This window comes from Solitalea longa (assembly GCF_002920915.1).
GTDB classification, from domain to species: domain Bacteria; phylum Bacteroidota; class Bacteroidia; order Sphingobacteriales; family Sphingobacteriaceae; genus Solitalea; species Solitalea longa.
The window spans coordinates 1-1,357 of the sequence record NZ_PQVF01000034.1; the positions used below are offsets into that span (position 1 = coordinate 1).

Sequence of the window (1,357 nt, forward strand, 5' to 3'; positions counted from 1 at the left end):
TTCTGCAACCTCTGCGGCTGTAAACGTAACGGTGAATCCATTGCCAACAGCAACGATCAGTCCATCAGGACCGACCACGTTCTGTAGCGGTGGATCGGTAACCTTAACAGCGCCGGCTCAAGCTAATGTAAAATACGAATGGTTCCAGGGTGTAACCCCGGTAGGTACCAACAGTAATACCTATACTGCTTCTGCTTCAGGATCATATACTGTTAAAGTAACCAACACGATTACCACCTGTACGGACACTTCTCCTGCTACAGTGGTAACAGTAAACAATACCCCAACGGTGACCTTAAACGCACCGGGTCCATACACGTTTTGTCAGAACGGTTCACAGGTAATTTCGGTTACTGACGAGTCGGCTTTAGGCGTAACCTATCAGTGGTACAATGGAATTACTGCAATTCCTGGTGCCACTTCTTATACTTATACAGCAACCACCACCGGTCAGTATAAAGTAGTGGCCAGCTATCCTGCAGCAGCAGGCGGTTGTTCGGCTACTTCAGCGACGGTGAACGTAACGGTGAATCCGTTGCCAACGGTAACAGTTGCACCGGCAGGTCCAATTGCCGGTTGTGCGGGAGATGTGATCGTGTTAACGGCCACTTCGCAGGCAGGCATGAACTACCAGTGGTACAACGGCGTTACTCCGGTAGGTACCAACACGAATACTTATAGTGCCACCACCAGTGGTAACTACTCGGTAGTGGTGACCAATCCGACCACCACCTGTTCGGCACCGTCGAACGTAGTGGCGGTAACGATCACCCCAATTCCGGATGTGACGTTGAATGCAGCTGGTCCATATACCTTCTGTCAGGGCGGCTCACAGGTGATCTCAGTTCCGGCGCAGGCAGGAGCGAGCTACCAGTGGTACAATGGTGCTACAGCAGTAGGCACGAACTCGAACAGCTATACCGCTACCACCAGTGGAACTTACACCGTAGTAGTAACCTTTACGGCTACTACTTGTAAGGCGACTTCGGCACCGGTGAGCGTAACGGTAAATCCATTGCCAACAGCAACGATCAGTCCATCAGGACCGACCACGTTCTGTAGCGGTGGATCGGTAACCTTAACAGCACCGGCTCAAGCCAATGTAAAATACGAATGGTTCCAGGACGCAACCCCGGTAGGTACCAACAGTAATACGTATACTGCTTCTGCTTCAGGATCATATACGGTAAAAGTAACCAACACGATTACCAACTGTACGGACACTTCTCCTGCAACAGTGGTAACAGTAAACAATACCCCAACGGTGACCTTAAACGCACCGGGTCCATACACGTTTTGTCAGAACGGTTCACAGGTAATTTCGGTTACTGACGAGTCGGCTTTAGGCGTAACCTAT

1 protein-coding gene is annotated in these 1,357 nt (G+C 50.5%); it reads left to right on the forward strand.

The window, feature by feature from the left end; all coding sequences use genetic code 11:
* A partial coding sequence (locus C3K47_RS19655; protein ID WP_394341691.1) for an Ig-like domain-containing protein occupies window positions 1-1,357 on the forward strand: 1,357 nt, incomplete at both ends.